Raw genomic sequence first — 24,860 nt, 5'->3', positions numbered from 1 at the left:
AACAACGTGATCGAGACCAGGACAGCCGACAGCCAGGGCATGGTAACCTACAATGTAGACTGTGACCGCAACTACGGCCTTCAGGGCAGCATGGAGAAATACAGCAATGGTACCTCTAAAGTTCCTGCAGGCAAGAACCCACAGGCTAAAGTGTTCATCGACCTTGAGCCGATAGCGGTAACTCCGGAGCAGCCGGTAGTAGTCCTTGACGACATCTTCTTCGAGTTCAACAAGAGCAACATCACCAGGGAGGGAGCCTTTGTACTTGACAACCTTGTTGAGACACTGAAAAAATACCCTGACATGGTGATCATGGTGAAAGCCCACACGGACAACCGCGGCTCTGACAAGTACAACATGGCGCTGTCTAACCGCAGGGCGAAGTCTACTGTCCAGTACGTGATCTCCAAAGGCATTGCCAAGGCACGCATCTCCGGAGAAGGCTACGGCGAGAGCCAGCCTAAGGTGGACTGCGGCACAGGATGTACCGAAGAGCAGCACGCACAAAACCGCCGCTCAGAGTTCATCATCGTGAAGAAATAAAGATGTAACAAACCAATTTCTATAGGAAAGCGGCCCCAATCGGGGCCGCTTTTTGTTTGGCTTTACGGATAACCTTCAAATAGAATGAAACGGAATACGAACGCCTATGCAACGATGCAATAAGTCCTAAAATCAAAAGGAAGGATTGCATTGCAATCCTTCCTTCATCGGGGAAATAAACACTACTGATTCGATTTTTGATCATTCATTAGATGCAGGAATTCTCTTAGGGTTGCGAAGGACAGGGTAAATATTTGGCATATATTTACTGTTGACATTATTCCCGGAACATCTGTATAAAGTTTATAGCCGATTTGCGGGCTTAAAAGCCCCTAAAGACTGAGTAGCCTGTCTGGTGAGTAAAAACATTGCCAAGACGGCTTATATAGCCAAAAAAGCCCTGTCTTAAAGTTAAGACAGGGCCTTTTATATAAGGTCAGGTTGTATTACAAATCGAAACGGATACCCTGCGCCAATGGCAGCTGCGTACCATAATTGATGGTATTGGTCTGCCTTCTCATGTAGGCTTTCCATGCATCGGAACCACTCTCGCGGCCACCGCCGGTTTCTTTCTCGCCACCAAAGGCACCGCCAATCTCAGCACCTGAAGTGCCAATATTCACGTTGGCAATACCACAGTCGGAACCGGCCTGTGAAAGGAATAGCTCCATTTCGCGCATATTGTTGGTGAATATCGATGAAGAAAGACCTTGCGGCACACCATTCTGCAATTCTATAGCCTGCTCTATGGTGCTGTATTTCATGATGTAAAGTATGGGTGCGAATGTTTCTTCCTGAACGATGTGGAAGTGGTTCTCTGCCTCAATGATGCACGGCTTCACATAGCAGCCGCTCTCGTAGCCTTCGCCTTCCATCACACCGCCTTCAACGATGATCTTTCCGCCTTCCTGCTTCGCTTTTTCAATAGCGTTCAGGTAATCCTGCACCGAACCTTTGTCGATAAGCGGGCCTACGTGGTTATTGCTGTCTAATGGATTGCCTATCTTCAGCTGGCCGTAAGCATTTTTCAATACTTCAACAGTTTTGTCATATACACTTTCGTGGATGATAAGCCTCCTTGTAGTTGTACACCTTTGCCCGGCGGTACCTACAGCGCCAAATACTGCACCTACCAACACCATGCTTATATCGGCGTGCTCCGATACGATGATGGCGTTGTTGCCCCCCAACTCAAGGATGGTGTTGCCAAAACGCTCTGCAACGGTTTTAGATACGTGGCGGCCTATCCTTGTAGAGCCCGTAAAAGACACCAACGGAATACGCTTGTCGTTATTTATAAGGTCGCCCGACTCGTTACCCACCACAAGGCAGCTAACACCTTCCGGCACGTTATTTCTTTCTAACACGGTCTTGATGATGTTTTGGCAGGCCACGGCACAAAGGGGTGTCTTTGAGCTTGGCTTCCAGATGCACACGTCGCCGCATACCCACGCCAGCATAGAGTTCCAGCTCCAAACCGCTACCGGGAAGTTAAATGCCGAGATGATGCCTACCACACCAAACGGGTGCCATTGCTCATACATCCTGTGCATTGGCCTTTCGCTGTGCATGGTAAGTCCGTACAGCTGGCGCGACAAACCTACTGCAAAGTCGCATATATCAATCATTTCCTGAACTTCGCCAAGGCCTTCCTGCAGGCTCTTGCCCATTTCATACGATACCAATTGCCCAAGAGGCTCTTTGAACTTGCGTAGCTCATCGCCCATTTGGCGCACAATCTCGCCACGCTTGGGTGCAGGTACCAGCCTCCACGCTTTGAAAGCTTCTTCGGCTTTAGCCATGGCTGCCTGGTAGTCGTCGGCAGTAGAGGCTTTCACTTTCGCGATAAGCGTACCGTCTACCGGTGAGTACGATTCTATGATTTTACCGTTGGCAAAGCTGTTGCTTCCGGTCGATGTTCCGTCGTTAAGTTCTTTGATGCCCAATTTTGCAAGGGCTTCCTGAATCCCGAACTGGTCTGTAAGTGTTGCCATTGTAACTTTTTTATAGTTTAATGTTATTTTAAGCAAAGATATATCTTTTTTGTGTTTTTAATAATTTACCGGAGATTAAGTGACTGTATGGTAATTATTATGCAATAGGTTACTGTTTCGTAAAAGTAACGCAGCGCGAAGTTTTTAAGAAATAAGTCCTCATAGCTTTATTTTTCACAATGAGGCGCGCATTAAAAAAAACAATGTTCACAAAAGCTAGTAGTGAAACTTGTGAAATATTTGTCGTTTTTGTGGTAAAATCATTCAGGCTAACCGGCAACACCGAACCCGTAACCCGGAACTAATCGACCGTATACCTTGGGTCGGCTTCCATTACGGTGCCGCATTTATCGCAGGTACGCAATTCTTCGGAATTGTAAAAACGCTTAAAGTGGGGGAGGAAGTCTTTTTCGATATCAGTCAGTTCAAAATACACTTCATGCAGCTTGTGGTTGCAGTTTTCACAGAACCATAAAAGCCCGTCGGTAAAGCCCTTGCCTGCACGCACGCGTTCTATGACCAGGCCTATTGAACCTTCGCTTCGCACGGGGGAATGAGGCACTTTACCGGGATGCAGGTACATGTCGCCGGCATTAAGTTCCATTTCATTACGCTCGCCTTCATGCTGTACGATTACCTTGATACTTCCTTCCAACTGGTAGAATAATTCTTCTGTTTCGTTATAATGATAATCCTTGCGTGCATTGGGTCCGGCCACTACCATCACGATGTAATCCTCAGCCAGCGGGTAAATATTTTTGTTACCTACCGGCGGCTTCAGCAGGTGGCGGTTATCGTCTATCCATTTATTGAGGTTGAAGGGTTTGAGCAGTGGCATGGGTATAAAATTTAGTCAGCACTAAGGTAAGGAGATAATCGCTTAAAAGAATGATAAAAATCATGGAGGTTAAAAAAGGCCCTCTCCTGAGGCAGCTACTTTGTAAAGGTAGCTTCACTCATGCCGAGTCCTCACCCCAGCCCTCTCCAAAGGAGAGGGAGCCGGGACGTGCCGACAGGACGTTTTACATTAAAGGGTAAATTTAGAGCGTAAAAAACAAAACCGGCGCTAAGGCCGGTTTCTGTCTTATTTTATTTCCTTAATCAGGTAAAGGTAAACAGGGAAGTGGTCGCTGAAACCAACTTCGCCGTTGGAATTACGTAGTGGGTAGCCTTTGTACTGTCCTGTAGGCTGCTTAAGGAACTGCTTGTCATACACGCCCGCTTTCCAGAACCTGAACGAAGTGTAATCTTTCTTGATTAGCGGTTCGGTAATGATCATCTGGTCAAAAAGATCCCATGCATCGCGGTAAGCCAGTGTGCCTATTCCCCTTTCAGACATTTCTTCCATTGGGTTGTAAAGGCCGCCCTGTTTTACCTCTTCCTTAACCCCTTTGGCGCCAAGCACTTTTTTGATGCTCTTGTTGTAGGGCCCGTCGTTAAGGTCGCCCATGGTAATGAGCTTTGTATTCGGGTTGATTTTGTACAGCGAATCGATTATCTTTTTATTAAGTGCGGCTGCAGCCTCACGGTTGGGAGAACTTTTCTTTTCACCACCTGAGCGCGAAGGCCAGTGATTGATGATGAAGCTAACCTCTTCACCGTCAAGCAGGCCGGTAACCACCAGCTGGTCGCGGGTAAATATCCTTCCGGTATATTCGGCAGTTACTTTGGCTTCACCGCTTTCTTTGGCATCATCGTTTTGCTCTACCTCGGCAATGTATCCATCCCTTATGATAAGCGGGATGTTTTTGTAGCTGGTAGGCTTAAAGTGTTTCTTTTGGTACAGGAAGCCTACATCGATACCCCTTTTGTCCGGGGAATCGAAGTGAACAATGCCGTAATCTTTATTGATTAGCGCTGGCTGCTTGATAAGGTCTTCCAGCACACCGCGGTTTTCTACTTCACCCAGACCTATTATGGTTGGTGAGTTAGGGTTTTCACCGGTTCCTATTTCGGCAATAACGCGCGACAGGTTGGCAAGTTTCTTTTTGTATTTTTTTGTTGTCCACTTTTGCCTGCCATTCATCAGCCACTCCTCGTCATTTACGGTTGGGTCATTTATGGTATCAAACAGGTTTTCAACATTGTAGAAAGCTATCGTGTGAACCGAAAACTTTTTGTCCTGCGCCTGGGCAATAATAATGTTGAAAAGCACCACAAGCAACCAAACAGATCTTTTTATCATATAACAAATATTAATTTAACGTCAAGTTTTGTAACAAATCAGGTGCCAAAAGTAAATAATATTTCTAAATGATGTACATTTGCGCCCGTTAAGAAATATTTAACTTGACGAAAAAGAGAATTAATTTAATTTTATTTATGAAAAAACTAGTAATCAGTCTTTTATTTGTAATGCAGGTTTTCTGTGCTTGGGCGCAGCAGACGGCATCTGTACAAGGTAAAGTTGTCGATTCTAAGTCGCAAAAGCCGCTCGAAAACGTAGTGGCGACATTGCAGGGTACCAACCAGTCGGCCCTGACGAATGCAGAAGGTATATTTGTATTTGCAGAGGTACCCGAAGGCAGCCAGGTAGTATCGGTAGGTACAACCGGGTTCGTAACGCAAAACTTTACCCTTGAGGTTGTTGCCGGACAGCCGCTTGACCTTGGTGTTGTATCCCTAGATGAGGACATTACCACCGAAAGGCAGCTAAGCCTCATTACACTCACGGAGAACGACCTTGGTGACGACAATGGCGGATCGGAAAGTACGGCAGGCCTTCTGCAGGCATCACGCGATGTGTTCATGCAGGCAGCAGCTTTCGATTTCGGGCAGTCCCGTTTCAGGGTTCGTGGTCTGGACAACGAATACGGAAAGACGATGATCAACGGCGTAGCAATGGACAAGATTTATGACGGCAGGCCGCAGTGGAGCAACTGGGGAGGCCTTAACGATGCTACGCGTAACCAGGAGTTTACCATTGGCTCGGCTCCATCTGATTATACCTTTGGCGGTATCCTTGGAACACAGGAAATCAATACAAGGGCCTCGATATTCAGGCCGGGAAGCCGTATTTCGTTCTCGGGAACAAATACTAATTACAGCTGGAGGGCTATGGCTACTTATGCGTCCGGACTTGATAAGAACGGATGGGCTTATGTAGTTTCAGGCTCAAGAAGGTGGGCTCAGGAAGGTTACTTTGAAGGTACTGATTACAGCGCAAACTCTTTCTTTGTGAGCGTTGAAAAGAAAATAAACGATAACCACAGCATTAACTTTACAGGTATATATGCTCAGAACAGCAGGGGTAAAAACTCGCCAAATACTCAGGAAGTTATAGACCTTGCCGGTGAAAAATACAACTCCTACTGGGGTTGGCAGGATGGCAAGAAAAGGAACTCACGCGACAAAGATGTTGAAGAGCCTATCCTGATGCTGAGCCATTACTGGAAAATAAATGAGAAGAATACGCTGAATACTAACGTAGCCTACCAATTTGGAACAATAGGCAACAGCCGTCTTGATTTTAACCTTACCAGAAACCCGGATCCTACCTATTACAGAAATCTTCCGAGTTTCTACACGACAGCTTATAATGGTGATATGTATGTGGGAGATAGTCCTGATAACTTAGCTTTTGCTGCACTTGCAAAAGACAGGTTCCTTGCCAACAGGCAGATTGACTGGGACAAGCTGTACAGGGATAACGTAGAAAATGGTGAGAGCCTTGCGGTACTTTATGAGGACAGGACAGATGACAAGACCTTTACAGCCAACTCTATCCTTAACTCGCAGCTTACAGACAACATCACCCTTAATGCGGGTATTAACTACAGGAAACTGAACTCACACAACTTCCAGAACCTGCTTGATCTATTAGGGGGTAGCGGATACGCAGACATCGACCCATTCCTTACAGGAGATGGACGACAGTCTGACCTTAACAATCCTGACAGGGTTGTGGGTGTGGGTGACAGGTTTGGTTACAACTATAAATTGACGGCCGATGTTATCGATGCCTTTACGCAGTTCAAATTTACATACAACAAGGTAGATTTTTACCTAGCACAAAGCTTCTCTAGGTCAGAGTACCAAAGGGAAGGTGTGTACAGGAATGGTAACTATGCCAACAATTCTTTCGGCAAGGGCAAAGAAAGCGTTTTTGAAAACTTTGGTTTCAAAGGTGGCATGACTTATAAAATAACTGGCCGCCACATGCTTGATTTCAACACGATCTACATGACAAAGGCGCCAACGTTAAGGAACACATTCCCTAACGCAAGGGTAAACAATAACATCGTACCAGACCTTCAGAACGAAAGGATCTTTAGTGCCGATGCAAGCTACATCATTAGGGCTCCTAAACTAAAAGCACGCCTTACAGGTTACTACTCAAGGACTACCGATGCTACTGACATTGCTTTCTATTTTAGCGAAGGCCTTGGGGTACTTACTGACGAAGGATTGGAAATAAGTACCGGTAACGCATTTGTTTCGGAGGCTGTTACAGGCCTTTCTAAAAAGAATATGGGTGGGGAGCTAGGAGTTGAATACCAGCTTACCTCTACCATCAAGGCTACAGCAGTTGCGGCCTATGGCCAGTACACCTACGACAGCAACCCTAACGTAAGGCTTAATATAGACAACATCCGTTCGTCGGTAAACTTCGGACGTGCTACAATGAAAGATTACAAGCAGCCGGGCATGCCGCAACAGGCCTACTCGTTTGACCTTGAATACCGTGATCCAAAATTTTGGTGGATTAGCGGTAGCATCAACTACCTTGCTGATAACTATGTCGACATCTCGCCATTGTTGAGGACTGACAACTTTTTCATCAATAACGAAGATGTTGATGGTTTCCCTGACCCTAACGCCAACGAAGCTTCGGCAAGGAGGCTGTTGAAACAGGAGAAACTTGACCCCGCAACGATATTTAACCTTAACGGAGGTAAATCGTGGAGAATAGGACAAAAAACCATTGGTTTCTTTGCCAGCATTAACAACCTTTTCGACTTTTCATACAGGACAGGTGGCTTTGAGCAGGCAAGAAATGCTAACTTTACCCAGCTTAGCAGGGATTATTCGGGCCCAACACGTTCATTCGGTCCTAAATACTTCTATGGTTACGGAAGGAATTACTTCGTAAACCTTTACATCAACTTCTAAAAAAACAAAAATTAATATGAAAGCAACTTTTTTAAAACCGGTCTTATTTGCAGCTTTTGCAGCAGGTGTACTGACAAGCTGTGTGAATGATGATGATTATGGCATACCTACGCTAGAGTGTGTCGACCAGGATATAACTGTTACTAAAACAGTACAGGATATTTTAACACAGGCTACAACATCTGCAGTACAATATTCAGCTGATGATATTATTGAAGCCGTTGTGGTATCAAGCGACAGGGGTGGTAACTTCTACAAAACGCTTTACCTCAACTCGCTTGACGGCGAAATAGGTTTTAACGTACAGGTAAACCAGGCCGATCTTTTCTCTGATTATGGTGTAGGGCGTAAAGTGTATATCAAGCTTCAGGGCCTATATACTCAAGTAAGGAGTAATACGCTGCAAATAGGTGCGCTGTATAACGGTAACGTGGGGCAGATCCCTACAGAGCTTTACAGGGACCACATTATAAGGTCGTGTGAGGTTGTGGACGAAGAAACCCTTGTAAACCACATTAGCGTTGCCGATGTTGACGATAGCTATATCGGTAAGCTTATTGAGTTTGATGCTTCTCAGTTTACTGATGCTTCTCTAAACCAGACGTACTACAACGCTGCGAACGTTGATGCCGGTGGACAAACACTTACGTACATAACTAATTCTGCATCAGAAACGATCAAAATCCCATTCAGGACAAGTTCATTTGCTGAATATGCAGGTATGCAGGTATCACCAAACAGCGGTAAGATAAGGGGTATCCTAACTAAATTCAACACTACCTACCAGTTTGTATCACGTTACAGCAGCGACATCAACCTAACTGAAGACAGAATTGAAAACGGCGGCGGTAACCCTGGCGTTAGCGAAACGGCAGTAGGCGGTACTGAGATCGTATTCTCAGGTAACTTTACTGAAGATTTCGAAAGCTTCACTCCGGGTTCTGTTATTAACTACGGTGCTGAGCAGTCTACTTATGCTAAATATGTAAATGATGCAGTAGAAGGGCCAAGGTATTGGGCAATCACTCAATTCGGCGGCAACAAATACATCCAGATGTCTGCTCACAATACTAACGCTACAGCTAAGACTTACTTCATTGTGCCGGTTGACTTTGCGGGTGGCGCAACACTTTCGTTCAAGACTAAAGATGGCTACAACAATGGCCAGGTGCTTAAAGTGTACTACTCTACAAACTATACAGCAGGTTCAGTAGTGGCTGAAGCTACATTGGTAGATATTACATCTAACTTTACCATTGCCAATTCGGCTCCGTCTACAGGATATGCGTCAAACTTCACTGCAAGTGGCGCTTACAACATCCCTGTAACTACAGGAACAGGTTTTGTGATCTTCGAATATACAGGAGCACACCCTGCAGGCCCAACTACAACTATGCAGCTTGATGACATTGTTATTAACTAATCAGTAGGTTAGGACATACATACTAAGAACGGGGCTTTATGCCCCGTTTTTTTTATACCCTGTTTTGTGTATATTTATTCTAAATTCAAATTGCGTCCAAAATTTTGTTTGTAAGGAAATTAGCCTACATTTGCATCCGATTATTAACAACAACAGAAATTTAAAAATTCAGACCATGCGTTTTACACAATCAACATATGAGCTTAAAAATGTGGGAAGCATCCCTCATTATGGCCCGGGTTGTGCGTGCCGAAATTTTGGATAAACGTATCTGAATACAAAATATAGCAACCCGGGACCTGAAAAGGCTCCGGGTTTTTTTATGCACATGAACAAGTATAGTTTACACATACAGGACAATTCGATGGTGGCTGCCCTATGGCAGGCTCACCACGCAGGACCGCACATTCCCTTGTGAAAGGAGGAATACTGCCTTTTTGGCAAGCCCGGTCCCGTTATGGCCGGGCTTTTTTATTTCAACATCTCTATGGCAAAGTAGACGTACTGTTGGCACGTCCCGGCTCCCTCTCCAATGGAGAGGGTTGGGTGGACTAACCGATACAAGTGTAGCTGTCCCCCTCTCCTTTGGAGAGGGGCTGGGGGTGAGGTCCAGTGTAGCTCTTCCCCTTCCCCGGAGAGCCTGTCCCGTCAAAGCGGGAGGTGCCCGCCGCGGTGGGAGGGGCGGTTAAATAATAAACAGAAAATAATAAACAATAAATGACCAAAACGTAACCAGGCAACCGTGTTGCCGCAAAACAAAGGCAATGGAAACACAAAGCACAGCAATAAAAGCAGCCGCCGTATCCGGTTTCCGGGGCATGGTAGAAAGGTTGTACGCAGAACCGCCTGCACTGCAGGGTTACCGGGGTACGCTGGAAAGCGCCATCCGGGTACAGTTTGCTTATATGGGACAAACGGAGTGGAAGCGCGACGCCTTCCGGACACTGTTGTTGCACCTGCATTACAAAAAATGCTACGCTGTGCTGCGTAACCCTGCTTTTATAGAAATAGTGGCTAATATCGCCGCATTTGGCAACAAAACGGTGCGGCCCATAGCCGAATGGAAAAAAGACAGCCTGACCGCCGAAGGCCAGCTGGGATCGCTGATACGGCACTGCTTTGCAAAGTACGATGTGCCGGAATTCATGGAATATGCCTTTGCAGGCAACAACCGGATACATATGTACTGCTATGTGAAACTGGGCCGTGGCGACAGCGTTCAGTCGTTGGGCATACTCCCGGCTGGCTTTACGGCAAAAATGGCACACGCGTTCCGAAATACGCCCAAACAGTTTACCATAGTGCAGGCCATCCGCAGGGCACAGGCAATGGGTTGCGGCGCGACACCTGCACGGGCCGAGGCCATTGCCTGGGCGCATGAGCTGGAGCGATTCCATAACCCGGTGTTTGCACTGGCCGTGATACAGTTTGTGGCTAAAGTAGAAACACCCATCGCGTTCGACCAGTTGCAACTGGTGCTGGAATACCTGAATGCCATGTATGTGGCCGATAACGCTTACAGCCTTAGGGGCAGGACATGGGCCTCGGTAGCCAAAAGGGCAGCCGAATACCATGCCGAACTGGCCAAAAAACGGGCAGCGGAGCAATTTAGCGACTGGGAGCTGTGCGGTGTTAAGGACTACGAGGTTGAAAAAGAAAGCGGTATCTTCAGGATAATACAGCTGGGTACCTCACAGGCGCTGTACGATGAAGGTGCCGAACAGTCGCACTGCGTGGCCGATTATGCCTACGATTGTACCATAGGTGCCGTTGCCATCTTCTCATTGCGGAAGTACATTCCAGGCGAAGAAGGCTGCGACATCCTGGCAACGATAGAAGTCGCTATCGAAACCATGGCGATCGTTCAGGCGAAGGCGAAGTTCAACGAGATGCCTTCTGAGGAAGCTCGGGCAATAGTGGCAGAATGGGCCAATGTTGAGAAATTGACGGATGACACTTTTTACGAAGAGGAATATGTTGCGCCCGCGCCTGCGGCTGTGCCCTACCGGGGCGGGCATCCCGTGCCGGAGCCGCAGTATCGTGAGCCGGTATATTATGAAAGGCCTTACAGCTCAGGTATGCGTGATGACGACAGCTGGAAATATATCATCTTTTTTATAATAAAGATGATCATATTGATGGCAAAATGCAGCAGTTCTTCATAGCTGCTGCATTAGACTAATTAAAATTTAAAAAATTATGGCAAAATTAAAACTAAGAGGCAAAGACCTCATCGACATAGGATATCCGCAAAACAAATCCATCAGCATTGCGATGGATATCATGCAGAAGCATTTCAAAAAAGAATCGAAACCCAAAGCGCTCATGATGCTAAAGGAAGTGCTGGCGGATCCTGGAAAATTCAAAGGCGACGGCACATTCGGGAAAATTTCCGAAGCATTGCTCGAAGCCAAAAAGACCGAGGCACGCAAGCTGAACACTACACGTGCGCCGTTCACCATCTTCGGTGAGAATGAGATTGAGGCAGGCGCCAAAGAGCAGCTCTTTACCGCCCTGAAGCTCCCCGTGTCCAGGGCAGGCGCCCTGATGCCGGATGGGCACTCGGGATATGGGCTGCCAATAGGGGGCGTGCTGGCAACAGAGAATGCCGTGATACCCTATGGCGTAGGCGTAGACATCGGGTGCCGTATGTGCCTGAGCATCTTTGATATTAACCCTTTGTTTATCGAAGGGCATAAGGACAAGTATGTGGGCCTACTCGAAACACACACAAAGTTTGGGCCTGACGAAGTGCACCGCAGTCCCAACGACCACGAAATCTTTGAGCGTGACGCGTTCAGGGAAATCCCACTGCTGAAAAAGCTAAAGACCAAAGCGTTCCAACAATTGGGAAGTTCGGGCGGTGGCAACCACTTTGTGGAGTTTGGCATTGTGGAGGTACTGGGTGAGGAGAATGAGTTCAGGGTGCCGCCGGTCAGGTATGTGGGTGTGTTGTCGCACAGCGGGTCGCGCGGCCTCGGGGCCAATGTGGCGAAGCATTACACCGACCTTGCCATGAAGCAGACACCGCTGCCCAAAGAAGCGCGGCATCTTGGCTGGCTGGACCTTGACACCCACGACGGGCAGGAATATTGGATTGCCATGAACCTTGCGGGTGACTATGCCTCGGCATGCCACCACGACATCCATAGGCGCATAGCAAAAGCTTTGGGCGAACGTCCGCTGGCGATGGTCGAAAACCACCACAACTTTGCGTGGAAGGAGATCGTTGACGGGCAGGAACTGATCGTGCACCGCAAAGGGGCAACCCCGGCACAAAAAAATGTGCTGGGCATCATCCCCGGATCGATGACGGCGCCGGGCTACATTGTGCGGGGCAAGGGCAATCCGCTGTCATTAAATTCTGCTTCGCACGGAGCGGGCAGGCAGATGTCGCGTACCGAAGCCAAGCGCTCCATTACCCACAGCGAACTCAAAAAGGTGCTGAAGGATAATGGTGTAACGCTACTGGGCGCAGGCCTCGACGAAGCGCCCATGGCTTACAAGGACATCAAAAAGGTTATGGCACACCAAACCGAACTGGTGGATGTAGTGGGCACTTTCCTCCCGAAGATCGTAAGGATGGACAGGGGGTAGTGTAGCACCTGCAAGGTTTTAAAATCTTGTAGGTGTTTTAACAAATTATAAACAAACCTGCAAGGTTCCGCGGACCTTGCAGGTAACAAAAAAAAAATAACAATGGGAATTTCAACCTATGAAGTGATGTACATCCAGGCAAGGGACAATTACCCTTACAATGTGGAGGAATGCATCGAAAAACTGCACTATGTCATAGCCGCCGACAGCGAGCATACGGGCGCGCAGTTCCTTATGGGCAAAATATACGAGGAACAGCTGGAGGACTATAAGCAGGCGGAGTTCTATTACAGGATGGCGCTATACCTGGACAACGATTACCTGCCGGCATACTACCAGTATGCGGAAATGCTCATCAGCCTGGACAGGATAGATGAGGCGCTGAAGATTATCGGCTTGGGCAAAAAAGTGCCGGGCGCAGATAAGGCAAAGCTGGCCTGCCTGTCGGGCCTTTTGTATGAGAAATACGAAATGTACAGCACGGCAATAGACTATTATACCGATGCCAAAAAAGCTGCCATGAATACCTGCTACATGAACGCTATGGACGACCACATAAAAAGGGTTAAGGACAAGCAGCGGCTGGATAAAAAATCCAGGAAAAAGGAAGCCAAAGAAAAGAAGGAAAAAAAGGCTTTGTGATAAGGGCTGCCCCACCGGGCAGCCTTTACTTAACCCATAAGCTGTCGGTAAAATAGTGCCGGCAGTCCATAAAATTGCGGGCAACCGAAAAACGTGCTGATTGTGCCAGTGCGTTTATGCCTTCTAAAGTATACTTACGGGAGAGTTCCGTCCATACCAGCTCGTCTTTTTCAAAATAAAACGTAGTGTCGAGCACCGTACTGTGAAAATGCTGCTTCCTGAGGCTCACCAGGTAGCTGTTTACCTCCCCGCTCTGCGGATTGTAATCGCAGTAAAATTCAAACTGGTCGGTGTTGATGTCTGCATCCAGTTCGCGGTTTATCCTGGTCAGCAGGTTCATGTTGAATGCCCGTGTCACACCATACGGGTCGTCATATGCTTTTTGTATGACCCGCGGATTTTTCTGGAGGTCCATTCCCATCAGCAGCCCGTCGCCGGTTTTCATGCTTTTATGAAATTTTTTCAGCAGCTCCAACGCCTCATGATCTTTATAATTGCCGATATTGCCTCCCAAAAAAAGGAACAGCGCGGGTTTGTCACTGTCCAGGCTGTTGAGCACTTCAAAATAGTCACCCGTTTGCGGCTGTAGGTCTATTGCTGGCAAAGCCTCCTTTATATTGGCTTCAAGCGTGTCAATAGCTTCCCGGGATATGTCAATAGGGATATAGGTAAAAGGAACCTCCGCTTCCATCAAAGCCTTTAGCAGGTGTTTTGTTTTCATTCCGTCGCCGGAGCCGAACTCAATCACGTTAAATGGGCTTTTAAACGGCAGTTCCTGTACAATGGCGGCCGACTGCTGCGACAATATCTCGAACTCGCATGCCGTGGGATAATATTCGGGCATGGCCATGATTTCCATAAAAATGCGGCTGCCCCGGTCATCATAAAAATATTTGGAAGGCAGGTATTTCGGTTTCGCTGTCAGTCCTTTGATTACATCTTCTGCGAAAGGGTTTGCTAAGGTGGTAGTTTTCATAAATGCTAGAGTTTTACGAGACGGATGCCGGTAAACTGCCAGCGTTCATCAGGATGGAAAAAATTTCGGTAGGTGTTCCGGCTGTGCCCGGCCGGCGTGGCGCAGGAGGCTCCGCGAAGCACCATTTGGTTAATCATAAACTTGCCGTTATATTCCCCTATGGCTCCTTCGGGCTTACGGAAACGGGGATACGGAAGGTAGGCGCTATGGGTCCATTCCCAGCGGTTGCCCCAGTTGAGCTGCCGGGATGCGGCTTCCCATTCAAATTCGGTAGGCAGGCGCATGCCTTTCCATTCAGCATAAGCGGCGGCCTCATAAAAGCTGATATGGGTAAGCATTGCCGCCGAATGTACCTGCTGCAGCCCGCCAAGGGTGTATTGGTACCACTTACCGTCAATGTTGTGCCAGTACATCGGCGCGTGGATATCATTCCCCAGTACCCAGCTCCAGCCTTCATCCAGCCAGTAGCGAAAGTTGGAGTAACCCCCGGCCTCTATAAATTCCATATATTCGGCATTGGTAACAAGATTGCCCGAAATTTCAAAGGCATCAAGCAAAACTTTGTGTACGCCATGCTCATTGTCAAAGCTGAATCCGTTGCCGTCGTCCCCGATAGTGTATATCCCTTCGGGAACCGTAATAAATCCGGCATTTTCTTCCTGCGCCGCTTCCCAGTTGAGCGTTTCATTGTACGCAGGAAACAAAGGGTTGTGACCCAGTATGTACTTAATATCGGTTAGCAGCAATTCCTGGTGCTGCTGCTCATGGTTAAGGCCGAGCAAAACAGTGCCTTGCAGCTCCGGATCGGTGTTTTTCGTGCGGGCCAGGATTTCCATGTGCCGGTCTACATGCCTGCGGTAGTCGTATATCTTTTCGGTTGAAGGGCGCGTGATGTTTCCCCTTTGGGCGCGCAGTATCCGCTTTCCTACCGTATTGTAATAACTATTGAACAGATAGCCGAAGTCAGCATCAAATTCGATATAACCTTCAAGATGTTTTTTTAGCAGGAACTCCTCAAAAAACCAGGTGCTGTGGGCCAGGTGCCATTTCGGCGGACTCACAAAGGGAACCGGCTGGGGTACATAGTCTTCGGCCTGCAAAAAACTGCAAAGGTATTCGGTATGTGCCCTGATGATAGGGTATTGTTCGAAAGGACTCATGAAAAGGGTTTTAATTAAAATTAGCAATTAAGTTTCATGCCGCCCCTTTGTGTTATCTTTTTAACCAAAAGATAACAACTGTTCATCATTGCCTGCCTGTCTGCAAAAGTCCTAATTCCTGCCCTTTTCGTCGGGGTACAGTTCAAAAACCGGCTCGCTCTGCCAGTATTCTTTGGTGTCGGTATCCATTATGGTGAGGGGTCCTTTGAATGCCGCACCGGTGTCTACATTCCAGATGTTGGCCATCTGCACCGGTACGGTTTTTCCAATACGTGTTACGGGCGTATGGCCTATAAATATCTCTTTGTAATGCGTAAAGCGTTTCGGGTAGCGCGGATCGTCGTGGCCGATGGACGGATCGAGGCAAAGCGCGGTTTCCCACAGCGTACGGTCCCAATAGAACATCCGTGAAAAATATTCGTTCTTTACCCCGTTCAGGTTGGTAAACCCGGCATGGACGAACAGGCGGTTGCTGTCGTCTACGAAGTAGTCGGTAAGGCTTTCCAGGAATAAGATATGCAGCTGCCTCTTTTCCTCGCTAAGCGTGTTATAACGTTCCATGGTGATACAGCCGCCATGATTGAACCATTCATCTGTATATTCGTTGGTTTTCAGCCAACGCATCAGCAGGTCGTCGTGGTTGCCGCGTATAAAAACGCATTCATACTTCGATTTAAGTTGAATCAGGTAGTCAATCACTTCGGGCGATTGCCCCCAGCCGTCCACATAATCGCCCAGGAATATCAGCCGGTCAGATGCCGTCACTTTTGCGCGTTCTATGATCTGCCTAATGGCTTTGTAACTCCCGTGTATGTCGCCAATAACTAAGTTTCTGCTCATTATGGGTTTAAATATAATCCAATATACAAATTCTATCCGACACTATCGTACTTCATTTTCCGTAAAACCCGCATCGCTTCTTTAAACGACACATACACTTCCTGGTCGGGGTAAGCTTTCAGCAGCGGCTTGGCCTCCCCCAGCTTACGCTTGGCCTCGGTAAACCCGTTCAGGTGGCATATCATGAGCGTAGAGGGCAGGTTCCTTATGTCCCTTTGTTCGCTATCGGATAGTGGCACACCCTTCTCTAATTTGGCCAGTAACGCAATGTTCGAATTATAGATGTGGTACATCATTTTCCGGTTGTACTGCGGCGGGTCAAAAAGCAGCTGTGTATCGATGGTATAGTAGCCGTTCTCCCGGAAATTGATGCTTACTTCCTCCAGCGGATAGTAGCTTGTTTTATCGTTCAGACCCAGGGCTACATATTCGGTTATCGAAAAAGTTTCATCGGTATAGTTAATGCTTACTTCGTCCAGCGCAGAGTAGAACAGCTTTACCTGTTCGTTAATCAGCTCGATATCCACCCGCGAAAAATACGTTTTACCCTTTACCACTTTTTTATGCCCTGCCCAGCAGACTATGAACAGTTCCTGGAAAACCTTGTATTTGGCGGTCATATCCCTGTGGCGGTTGGTTATAAAATCCATCACGCCTTCCAGCGTGTGTTCAATGCTGTTGCGCGAGCCGTTCTCTATCTGGGCTACAATATCGGCGTTTGAAAGGCTTTCAGTAAGGACATCCTCCATTTCGGCGGGGATGGAATTACTTCCCCTACGCACAAATACAGCCCCTGCCGGAATGGTATAAATATTCTTTTTAAAATAAGATGGATTCCCGTTTTGCTTCGGCTTTATCGTTACCAGCCCCACCACTTTCTCTTTTGAAAGGCTTGGAAACGGTACGTTTTCATACTGAATGGTCGGCGGGTTTTCCAGATAGGCGTTCACGAGGTTCTGTATGCGGCTGTCGTCGTAAAAGTCGGTACCGGTTATCGCATTGTCCTGGTCTTCCACGCCCACGACAATATAGGAGTTGTTTGACGGATTGGAATTGGACAGCGCACAGATATGTTTTACGAATTTCCCTTTGCCCTCCTTAGTATGCAGGTTCAGTTGGCGCTTCTTATCATAAAAGCTGCTCTCATCGTTGTGAGCCAGCAGGTTTTTTATAAGTAAGCGCTTGTTTATCATGGCTTAGGCAAAATAGAATAGTTCAAGTATAATGCCTTTTTCATTACGCCATTTTATCCAGGCGGATTTTTCATTTTCCTGATGCCCCCATGATACCCTCAACCATTCACCTTTTACTTCGACCGGCATATAAAGCTCATCCTTCTCTTTTGCAATCGTTTTTGAATCATCATCCGGGAACTCCCTTAAAGGATTAGTCTTTTCATCAAAGTCTATACAGCATATATTCAGGATATGCTCATTCCATGTTTCTAATTTTATTTTACCCGGCTCTTTGGCAACCAACGCAGGGCTGTTTTTCCAATTGACAGTGTAATACTGGCTATCTTCATCGAGGCATTGCAATCTCAATATTTGTTTTTCATCCTCAAGCACAATAGTGGTTACTGGTTTTTGCTCATTGTCAAGGATTATCACTTTATCCCCTAATCCGAAGCTTTCTTCTGCTACAATTACGCCGATACCATCAGTAGATAGATTATTGTACATTTCATGGAAATCATCTGGTAAAACGGTGGTTTCTTTCGGACCTGATTCGATAGAGTCTCTCATTGTCAGCGCTTTTGAAGATGCAGGATTTTCAGGTTGGTCAGATTCTTTTTTACAGCTAATGCTCAATGTAGTTGCAAATAATCCAATAAAAACTATATTTCTGCTTAGCCTCATCATAATCTATTCACTATTGTTGCTGAAGCTTGTGCCGTTGGTAAAACGAGCAAATCCGCAATATTTACATGGTACGGCCTTGTTACCACAAATACGATAATGTCTGCGATATCCTCAGCTTTTAGCGGTTCCATGCCTTTATACACGTTTTCTGCCCTTTGCGTATCGCCTTTAAAGCGCACTTCCGAAAATTCAGTATTCACCATGCCGGGGTTTATCGCGCCCACGCGGATGCCGTACTGGTTCAGGTCCATGCGCATGCCCTGGTTAATGGCATCCACAGCATGCTTGGTAGCGGCGTACACATTGCCGTTAGGGTAAACCTCTTTTCCTGCAATGGAGCCTATATTGATGATGTGCCCGTGCTTCCGCTCCACCATGCCCAGTATCACTTCTTTGGACACATACAGCAATCCCTTGATGTTGATGTCGATCATCGCATCCCAGTCGTCCACATCCCCATTCTCAATGGGGTCGAGGCCGTGGGCGTTGCCGGCATTGTTGACAAGGATGTCGATGTTCCGGAAATCTTCCGGGAGCGATGCAATAGCCTGTGCCACATCTTTCTTTTTACGTACGTCAAAGTTCAGCGTATGCACTTTGGTGAGTGCCGAAAACTCATCCTGCAATTCCGCCAGGCGGTCTTCCCTGCGCCCGCAGAGGATGATCCTGAAATGGTTTTTGGCCATAAGCCGTGCCGTGGCCCTGCCTATGCCGCTGGTTGCACCTGTTATTAATGCTGTCTTCATTTATTTTATTTCAGATTTCAGATTTTAAATTGAACTTCACTCATGCCGTTAACTGTAGGCACCTGACTGAAAACTGCGACTGCGACTGAAAACTAAGGAACTTTATTCCCCATACTTTCCGTCCATACCGCAAACCAGTCCTGCAGTTCCAGTTTCAGGCTGGCGGCTTTTACCTGGTTTTTGAGCCTGTCGCTACTGCACGACCCTGTTACCGGGACAATGCCCGCCGGGTGCTGCATAATCCAGGCCAGCAATATCACGTCGGCGGTCACTTCATATTTTTCCACCAGTTCCAAAAGCAGCAGCTTCAGGCGGTCCGACTGTTCCGTTACGGTTTTGAAAACCGAACCTATCGGGCTCCAGGCCAATGGCTTTATCCCATTCACCTGCATGTAGTCCAGGCTGCCATCGAGCATCGGTTCAAAATGGGTGGCCGAAAACTCGATCTGGTTACAGTATACTTCCGTACGCGAACGGATCAGGTCGGTTTGGCTGTTGGTAAAGTTCGACACCCCAAACTCTTTGATCTTGCCCTCGCTTTTCAGCTTTTCTACTGCCCCGGCTATCTCGTCCGGTTGCATGAGCGGGCTTGGGCGGTGCAGGAGCAGTATGTCAAGGTAATCGGTTTGCAGGAATTTCAGCGAGTTTTCAGCCGACCAAATGATGTACTCTTTCGAATAATCGTAGTGCTTTACCTTGTTTACGCGGTCGCCCAGGGTGTGCTGGATGCCGCACTTGGATATCAGCTGGATCGCTTCCCGCGGAATGCCGCTTTCGGCGAATGCCTTTCCAAAATCGGCTTCGGTAGTATAGCCGCCGTAAATGTCGGCATGGTCAAAGGTAGTGATGCCATAGCCAATGCATTCATGCATCAGTTGTATCATTTGGGCGGTGTTATAGTTGGCCAGCCACACGCCCCAATTCATCGTTCCCGCAATTATGGGGGACAGGTTTACGCTCATTTGTATGGGATGTTTTTTTGAAAGCCATAAAAATAGGAAAAATAGTATCGGCATAACCACCATTACTTATTTTTAACCACATAGGCACATAGTTTTTGATTCTCTTAATAAGTCGCGGATAGATACACAGAGAATGAAGCTGGCTTCATCTATGTGCGTATATGTCTCCTAAATTATATAGGCATTATTTCTATGTGCCTATGTGGTTAAATTTTTTTGCCTTTGTTGTTTAACAACTCGTTAACAAGCCCAAAATATATTAAAAGTCTATTTGTTTCGTTAGCTTTACATCATTAAATTCACACCTCCAAAAAATTTCAGGACATGGATGAAAATACCGCGGCTTTGGACATAAGGGCTATCAACGAGAAAATAGAACGTGAAAGCGCCTTTGTCGACCTGCTCACAATGGAAATGAATAAGGTCATAGTAGGCCAGAAATACATGGTGGAGCGCCTGTTGATAGGGCTTCTCGGGCAGGGGCACATATTGCTGGAAGGCGTACCGGGGCTTGCCAAAACACTCGCCATCAACACGCTCTCTCAGGCCGTGCACGGCAGCTTCAGCCGCATACAGTTTACGCCCGACCTGCTTCCTGCCGATGTGGTGGGAACCATGATCTACAACATCAAGCAGAATGAGTTCACGATAAAAAAGGGGCCTATATTCGCCAATTTCGTCCTTGCGGATGAGATCAACCGTGCCCCGGCAAAAGTACAGAGTGCCCTGCTCGAAGCCATGCAGGAAAAGCAGGTGACCATTGGCGAGGAAACCTTCAAATTGCAGCAGCCGTTCCTGGTAATGGCCACGCAAAACCCGGTAGAGCAGGAGGGAACCTATCCGCTGCCGGAAGCCCAGGTGGACCGTTTTATGCTCAAGGCCGTTATCGACTACCCGAAAATGGACGAGGAGCGCCTTGTGATCCGCCAGAACCTGAAAGGGGCATTTGAAAAAGTAAACCAGGTGGTGTCCATTGAGCAGATACTCCGCGCGCAGCAAACCGTACGCGAGGTGTACATGGACGAAAAAATAGAAAAATACATCCTCGACATCGTGTTTGCCACACGCTACCCTGAGAAATATAAGCTTGAAAAAATCAAGCCGTGGATCAGCTTCGGCTCGTCGCCAAGGGGAAGCATCAACCTGGCCATTGCCGCCAAGTGCTATGCGTTCATCAAGCGCAGGGGCTTTGTGATCCCTGAAGATGTGCGCGCTGTGGTATACGACGTATTGCGCCACAGGATAGGCATCACCTACGAAGCCGAAGCCGAGAATATCACTTCGATAGACATCATCAATAAGATCATCAACGAGGTTGAGGTGCCTTAATTTTTAGTTTAAAAGTTTAAAGTTTAAGGTTTTTTCTAAAGTTCTGTGCGAAAGTAGCACGTCCTGCAGGCAACTTTAAACTTTAAACCTTAAACCTTAAACAAAAGATTTGGATACAAAAAAGATACTAAAAAAAGTCCGCAAGATCGAGATAAAAACCCGGAGGCTGAGCGATCATATCTTCTCGGGGGAATATCATACGTCGTTCAAGGGGCGCGGGATGACCTTTAGCGAGGTGCGCCAGTACCAGTTCGGCGACGACGTGCGGGCCATCGACTGGAACGTGACCGCGCGCTACAACGAGCCTTATGTAAAGGTATTCGAGGAGGAACGCGAACTGACCATGATGCTTATGGTCGACGTGAGCGGGTCGGAGAGCTTCGGGTCGCAAACCCAGTTCAAGAGAGACCTGGTGACCGAGATTGCCGCGACCATGGCATTTTCGGCCACGCAGAATAACGACAAAATAGGGCTGATACTCTTTTCGGACAAAATAGAACTGTACGTGCCACCCAAGAAAGGCAAGTCGCACGTGCTGCGCATCATCCGCGAGCTAATTGAGTTTAATCCGGAAAGCCCGAAGACCGACCTTTCGCAGGCGCTGAAGTTCCTCTCGGGGGTACAGAAGAAAAAGGCCATCGTGTTCCTGATCTCCGACTTCATGGATGCCGGGTACGAGCATACGCTGAAGATCGCTTCGAAAAAGCACGACATAACCGGCGTGAGGGTACACGACATACGCGAGGAAAAAATGCCCGACATAGGTTTTGTGGAAATGGCCGACGCCGAAACGGGTGAAGTAGTAGCGGTAGATACGGGATCGAAAGCCGTGCGGGTGCAGTATGAAAAGCACTATGCCGAAAGGGTAAACTATTTCAGGGAAACCTTTAGCCGGTGCGGTGCCGGTACGGTGAGCGCGCAGGTGGGGGAATCATATGTGACCAAGCTGCTGGGTTATTTTAAAAGCAGGGGTTAATGGATATGGGAATACAAAAATTGAAAACATACATAGCGCTTTTACTGCTGGCAGCCACTACGGCTTTCGCCCAGCAGCCCGGCGTTCAGGCCAGCATCGACTCGGCGAAGATCCGCATTGGGTCGCAGTTCAACCTTACGCTGAAGGCAACGGCTAACAAAGGCGCGAAGGTGAGCTTCCCCGCAGGGAAGAATTTCGGGCAGCTGGAAGTACTGGAAGCCTACCCGACCGACACCATCGAAAAGGACGGGCTGTATGAGCTGGTAAAAAAATACGGGCTCACGCAGTTCGATTCCGGCAGGTACGAGATACCGAAGCTTCCGGTGATCATCAACAACAAAACGTTCCAGACAAAGCCGCTTACCATTGAGGTAAACAATATTGTTGTGGATACCCTCAAGCAAAAAATGTACGACATCAAGCCCGTTATTGCCGCCGAATCGCGCAGCTGGCTGTGGTTGTACATTTTGGGTGGCATTATCATTTTGGGTGGCATCGGTTACCTGGTATTCCGCTACTACAAAAAGCTGAAGCCGGTGAAAGAAGTGAAGCAGGAATATGTTTCGCCAAAGGAAAAAGCACGCATCAGCTTCAACCGCCTCGAAAGGGCTGACCTGCTCTCCAAAGGGCATGTAAAGGAATACTACAGCGAGCTCGCCAACATTGCCCGTGCCTATCTGGAAGAAACCATCCGCATACCGGCGATGGAAAGCACCACTACCGAACTGATCGATGCCATGCGCGAGGCCGTTGCCCGAAAGGACATGCGCATTGACGAATCGGTTTATGAAGAATTCGAAAAAGTGCTCCGCAATGCCGACATGGCCAAATTTGCCCTGTCGCGACCGGACGGCCACATCATCGCACAGGACAGGGGCAGGATAGAGAACACCATCATCATCATCGATAAAAACCTTCCGGCAGAGGTGGAACCCATCGAGCCATCGGAAGAAGAAAAAGCCCGCCAGGCCGAAATATTGCTGCAAAAGAAAAAGCGGCAGCGCGTGCTTGCCGTCAGTGGCGGGGTAGTAGGCCTGATCGTGGGGATAGCGATCTATATAGGTATTACCAAAGGGTTCGACTTCCTGAAAGATAACCTGATAGGCCACCCGACCAAGGAGCTGCTGGATGCCGAATGGGTAAAGAGCGAGTACGGCATACCGCCCGTGACCATTGAAACGCCCAAGGTGCTCAAGCGTAATACGAAGGTGTATAAGAACGTTCCAAAGGAAGCCGTGCAGAACATCAGCGAAATGCAGCTGTTTGAATACGGCTCGCTGTTTGATAATTTCCACGTTGCAGTGGCCACCATAGTATTTAAGCAGCCTGTGGATATCGACCTGCTCAAGGCATTTGATGCTACAGCAAAAGAATGGGAAGCACAGGGCGTGACAGGCATATTGCAAAAACAGGAAGGCTTTAAAACCGAACACGGCACCGAAGGGCTGCGGGCTTACGGCACCATGACGATACCCGACCCGGTTACAAAAGAAAAGAAAAGGGCGGAATATGAAATAATGTACTTTAAGCAGCAGCAGGGCGTGCAGCAGGTAATGATAATACACGAAGAAGGTGACAGCTATGCCAAAGACATTGTGAAACGCATAAAAAATTCGGTAGAATTTACTGCGGTTAAACAGCAGGGTGAACAGCAGGCGCAGGACCCGGAGCAAAACCAGCAACAGCAACCATGAGCGAGATAACTTTTTTACATCCAGGTTTTTTCTGGCTGCTGCTGTTATTGCCGCTGGCTGCGGGCTGGCATTTCATGAAAAGGAAACAGCAATCGGCCACGCTGCGCATCAGCTCGGTACAGGGGTTTAAAGCCGCACCGTCGCTCAAGGCGAAACTGAAGCCGGCATTGTTCATCATCCGCCTTTTGGCCATGACCTGCATGATCGTGGCGCTTGCCCGCCCGCGCACGGCCGATGTAAGCAGCAAGGCGGGATCGGTGAACGGTATCGACATCGTATTGGCTGCCGACGTATCGAGCAGCATGCTCGCAAAGGACCTGAAGCCCAACCGTTTTGAAGCCCTTAAAAAAACCGCTGCCGAGTTTGTCGGGGCGCGTACCAACGACCGCATCGGGCTGGTACTGTATGCCGCCGAAGCTTATACCAAGATACCCGTAACCAGCGACAAGCAGTTGGTAAAGCAGGCGATAGAGTCGATTACCTTCGGCAACCTGATGATAAAAGACGGCACCGCTATAGGAACAGGCTTGGCAACCGCCGTAAACCGCCTCAAGGAAAGCAAGGCAAAGAGCCGCATCATCATCCTGATGACCGATGGTGTGAACAACGGTGGTTCTATAGAGCCGAAAACCGCCGCGGCCATTGCAAAGGAGTTTGGGCTGAAGGTGTACACCATAGGCATAGGTACCAACGGCAATGCGGAGTTCCCATGGACGCAGGATCCTTTTTCGGGGGAAATCATATACCGCATGGCACCCGTGAAAATTGACGAGCAGCTACTGGAAGACATAGCTAAAGAAACGGGGGGCAAGTACTTCCGTGCGACCGACAATAACCGGCTGGCTCAAATTTATAAGGAGATCGACAAGCTGGAAACCAGCGAGATCCCTGAACTGAAATATTTTAATTACGAGGAGAAATTCCGCATTTTTGTGTGGGCCGCGCTCGGGCTGTTAGTCCTTGAGGCGGTACTGCGCCGGACCTTATACCGCAGCTTTATTTAA

At 47.9% G+C, this 24,860-nt stretch carries 20 protein-coding genes; 10 read left to right on the top strand and 10 right to left on the bottom strand.

Annotated elements, in window-relative coordinates; all coding sequences use genetic code 11:
- Positions 1-543, top strand: a 543-nt coding sequence (locus OGH69_RS16970; RefSeq protein ID WP_265175688.1) for an OmpA family protein, incomplete at its 5' end; no start/stop codon positions are given.
- 446 nt (positions 544-989) lie between these two features.
- On the opposite strand, the gene OGH69_RS16965 is transcribed toward OGH69_RS16970, so the two are convergent.
- From OGH69_RS16965 to OGH69_RS16955, 3 genes are all read right to left on the bottom strand, one after another.
- Positions 990-2,537: an L-piperidine-6-carboxylate dehydrogenase gene (locus OGH69_RS16965; RefSeq protein ID WP_265175687.1), complete on the bottom strand. Its 1,548-nt coding sequence runs from the start codon at positions 2,535-2,537 to the stop codon at positions 990-992.
- A 301-nt stretch (positions 2,538-2,838) separates the two neighbouring features.
- On the bottom strand, positions 2,839-3,375 hold the full coding sequence (locus OGH69_RS16960; protein WP_265175686.1) for a 3-hydroxyanthranilate 3,4-dioxygenase: 537 nt from the start codon (positions 3,373-3,375) through the stop codon (positions 2,839-2,841).
- A gap of 246 nt (positions 3,376-3,621) precedes the next feature.
- Positions 3,622-4,722, bottom strand: coding sequence for an endonuclease/exonuclease/phosphatase family protein (locus OGH69_RS16955; RefSeq protein WP_265175685.1), 1,101 nt, complete (start codon positions 4,720-4,722; stop codon positions 3,622-3,624).
- Between the two features lie 137 nt (positions 4,723-4,859).
- Here OGH69_RS16955 and OGH69_RS16950 point away from each other — a divergent pair, with 137 nt between their 5' ends.
- The 5 genes from OGH69_RS16950 to OGH69_RS16930 all read left to right on the top strand — a co-directional run bounded on the left by OGH69_RS16950 (position 4,860) and on the right by OGH69_RS16930 (position 13,311).
- Positions 4,860-7,649, top strand: coding sequence for a carboxypeptidase regulatory-like domain-containing protein (locus OGH69_RS16950; RefSeq protein ID WP_265175684.1), 2,790 nt, complete (start codon positions 4,860-4,862; stop codon positions 7,647-7,649).
- Positions 7,650-7,665: 16 nt separating this feature from the next.
- Entirely contained in the window at positions 7,666-9,072 is a 1,407-nt protein-coding gene (locus OGH69_RS16945) for a DUF5689 domain-containing protein (protein WP_265175683.1), read from the top strand.
- Between the two features lie 764 nt (positions 9,073-9,836).
- Entirely contained in the window at positions 9,837-11,237 is a 1,401-nt protein-coding gene (locus tag OGH69_RS16940; RefSeq protein ID WP_265175682.1) for a PcfJ domain-containing protein, read from the top strand.
- Positions 11,238-11,271: 34 nt separating this feature from the next.
- Positions 11,272-12,669, top strand: coding sequence for an RtcB family protein (locus OGH69_RS16935; protein ID WP_265175681.1), 1,398 nt, complete (start codon positions 11,272-11,274; stop codon positions 12,667-12,669).
- Between the two features lie 102 nt (positions 12,670-12,771).
- The gene (locus OGH69_RS16930) at positions 12,772-13,311 is read left to right on the top strand and encodes a tetratricopeptide repeat protein (protein WP_265175680.1); all 540 of its coding nucleotides are present in this window, start codon (positions 12,772-12,774) and stop codon (positions 13,309-13,311) included.
- 25 nt (positions 13,312-13,336) lie between these two features.
- Here OGH69_RS16930 and egtD read toward each other — a convergent pair whose 3' ends face one another.
- The 7 genes from egtD to OGH69_RS16895 form a co-directional block, all read right to left on the bottom strand.
- Positions 13,337-14,287, bottom strand: a complete 951-nt coding sequence (egtD, locus tag OGH69_RS16925) for an L-histidine N(alpha)-methyltransferase (protein ID WP_265175679.1) — start codon at positions 14,285-14,287, stop codon at positions 13,337-13,339.
- 5 nt (positions 14,288-14,292) lie between these two features.
- Complete coding sequence (gene egtB / locus OGH69_RS16920) at positions 14,293-15,447, bottom strand: ergothioneine biosynthesis protein EgtB (RefSeq protein WP_265175678.1); 1,155 nt, start codon at positions 15,445-15,447, stop codon at positions 14,293-14,295.
- 111 nt (positions 15,448-15,558) lie between these two features.
- Positions 15,559-16,287: a metallophosphoesterase family protein gene (locus OGH69_RS16915; RefSeq protein WP_265175677.1), complete on the bottom strand. Its 729-nt coding sequence runs from the start codon at positions 16,285-16,287 to the stop codon at positions 15,559-15,561.
- Positions 16,288-16,319: 32 nt separating this feature from the next.
- Entirely contained in the window at positions 16,320-17,480 is a 1,161-nt protein-coding gene (locus OGH69_RS16910; protein WP_265175676.1) for an ATP-binding protein, read from the bottom strand.
- A 3-nt stretch (positions 17,481-17,483) separates the two neighbouring features.
- The gene (locus tag OGH69_RS16905; RefSeq protein ID WP_265175675.1) at positions 17,484-18,149 is read right to left on the bottom strand and encodes a hypothetical protein; all 666 of its coding nucleotides are present in this window, start codon (positions 18,147-18,149) and stop codon (positions 17,484-17,486) included.
- On the bottom strand, positions 18,146-18,895 hold the full coding sequence (locus OGH69_RS16900; RefSeq protein WP_265175674.1) for an SDR family NAD(P)-dependent oxidoreductase: 750 nt from the start codon (positions 18,893-18,895) through the stop codon (positions 18,146-18,148). The genes OGH69_RS16905 and OGH69_RS16900 overlap by 4 nt, the downstream gene beginning before the upstream one ends.
- A gap of 92 nt (positions 18,896-18,987) precedes the next feature.
- Positions 18,988-19,857, bottom strand: a complete 870-nt coding sequence (locus OGH69_RS16895) for an aldo/keto reductase (RefSeq protein WP_265175673.1) — start codon at positions 19,855-19,857, stop codon at positions 18,988-18,990.
- Positions 19,858-20,181: 324 nt separating this feature from the next.
- Between OGH69_RS16895 and OGH69_RS16890 the strand changes: the two genes are divergently transcribed.
- The 4 genes from OGH69_RS16890 to OGH69_RS16875 all read left to right on the top strand — a co-directional run bounded on the left by OGH69_RS16890 (position 20,182) and on the right by OGH69_RS16875 (position 24,860).
- A complete protein-coding gene (locus tag OGH69_RS16890; protein WP_265175672.1) occupies positions 20,182-21,186 on the top strand; it encodes an AAA family ATPase in 1,005 nt (334 codons plus the stop codon).
- A gap of 109 nt (positions 21,187-21,295) precedes the next feature.
- On the top strand, positions 21,296-22,162 hold the full coding sequence (locus tag OGH69_RS16885) for a DUF58 domain-containing protein (protein WP_265175671.1): 867 nt from the start codon (positions 21,296-21,298) through the stop codon (positions 22,160-22,162).
- 20 nt (positions 22,163-22,182) lie between these two features.
- Complete coding sequence (locus OGH69_RS16880; protein ID WP_265175670.1) at positions 22,183-23,856, top strand: BatD family protein; 1,674 nt, start codon at positions 22,183-22,185, stop codon at positions 23,854-23,856.
- The gene (locus OGH69_RS16875) at positions 23,853-24,860 is read left to right on the top strand and encodes a vWA domain-containing protein (RefSeq protein WP_265175669.1); all 1,008 of its coding nucleotides are present in this window, start codon (positions 23,853-23,855) and stop codon (positions 24,858-24,860) included. Before OGH69_RS16880 ends, OGH69_RS16875 begins: the two co-directional genes overlap by 4 nt.

It is taken from the genome of Flavobacterium sp. MFBS3-15, from assembly GCF_026107645.2.
Classification (GTDB): domain Bacteria; phylum Bacteroidota; class Bacteroidia; order Flavobacteriales; family Flavobacteriaceae; genus Flavobacterium.
Note: the sequence above shows the minus strand (reverse complement) of the source record. Positions and strands in the feature narration are given on the sequence as shown.

Bases quoted from the DNA above. Each gene is read 5' to 3' on its own strand.
- OGH69_RS16965 (WP_265175687.1), bottom strand. From the start codon at position 2,537: ATGGCAACACTTACAGACCAGTTCGGGATTCAGGAAGCCCTTGCAAAA.
- OGH69_RS16960 (WP_265175686.1), bottom strand. From the start codon at position 3,375: ATGCCACTGCTCAAACCCTTCAACCTCAATAAATGGATAGACGATAAC.
- OGH69_RS16955 (WP_265175685.1), bottom strand. From the start codon at position 4,722: ATGATAAAAAGATCTGTTTGGTTGCTTGTGGTGCTTTTCAACATTATT.
- OGH69_RS16950 (WP_265175684.1), top strand. From the start codon at position 4,860: ATGAAAAAACTAGTAATCAGTCTTTTATTTGTAATGCAGGTTTTCTGT.
- OGH69_RS16945 (WP_265175683.1), top strand. From the start codon at position 7,666: ATGAAAGCAACTTTTTTAAAACCGGTCTTATTTGCAGCTTTTGCAGCA.
- OGH69_RS16940 (WP_265175682.1), top strand. From the start codon at position 9,837: ATGGAAACACAAAGCACAGCAATAAAAGCAGCCGCCGTATCCGGTTTC.
- OGH69_RS16935 (WP_265175681.1), top strand. From the start codon at position 11,272: ATGGCAAAATTAAAACTAAGAGGCAAAGACCTCATCGACATAGGATAT.
- OGH69_RS16930 (WP_265175680.1), top strand. From the start codon at position 12,772: ATGGGAATTTCAACCTATGAAGTGATGTACATCCAGGCAAGGGACAAT.
- egtD (WP_265175679.1), bottom strand. From the start codon at position 14,287: ATGAAAACTACCACCTTAGCAAACCCTTTCGCAGAAGATGTAATCAAA.
- egtB (WP_265175678.1), bottom strand. From the start codon at position 15,447: ATGAGTCCTTTCGAACAATACCCTATCATCAGGGCACATACCGAATAC.
- OGH69_RS16915 (WP_265175677.1), bottom strand. From the start codon at position 16,287: ATGAGCAGAAACTTAGTTATTGGCGACATACACGGGAGTTACAAAGCC.
- OGH69_RS16910 (WP_265175676.1), bottom strand. From the start codon at position 17,480: ATGATAAACAAGCGCTTACTTATAAAAAACCTGCTGGCTCACAACGAT.
- OGH69_RS16905 (WP_265175675.1), bottom strand. From the start codon at position 18,149: ATGATGAGGCTAAGCAGAAATATAGTTTTTATTGGATTATTTGCAACT.
- OGH69_RS16900 (WP_265175674.1), bottom strand. From the start codon at position 18,895: ATGAAGACAGCATTAATAACAGGTGCAACCAGCGGCATAGGCAGGGCC.
- OGH69_RS16895 (WP_265175673.1), bottom strand. From the start codon at position 19,857: ATGAGCGTAAACCTGTCCCCCATAATTGCGGGAACGATGAATTGGGGC.
- OGH69_RS16890 (WP_265175672.1), top strand. From the start codon at position 20,182: ATGGATGAAAATACCGCGGCTTTGGACATAAGGGCTATCAACGAGAAA.
- OGH69_RS16875 (WP_265175669.1), top strand. From the start codon at position 23,853: ATGAGCGAGATAACTTTTTTACATCCAGGTTTTTTCTGGCTGCTGCTG.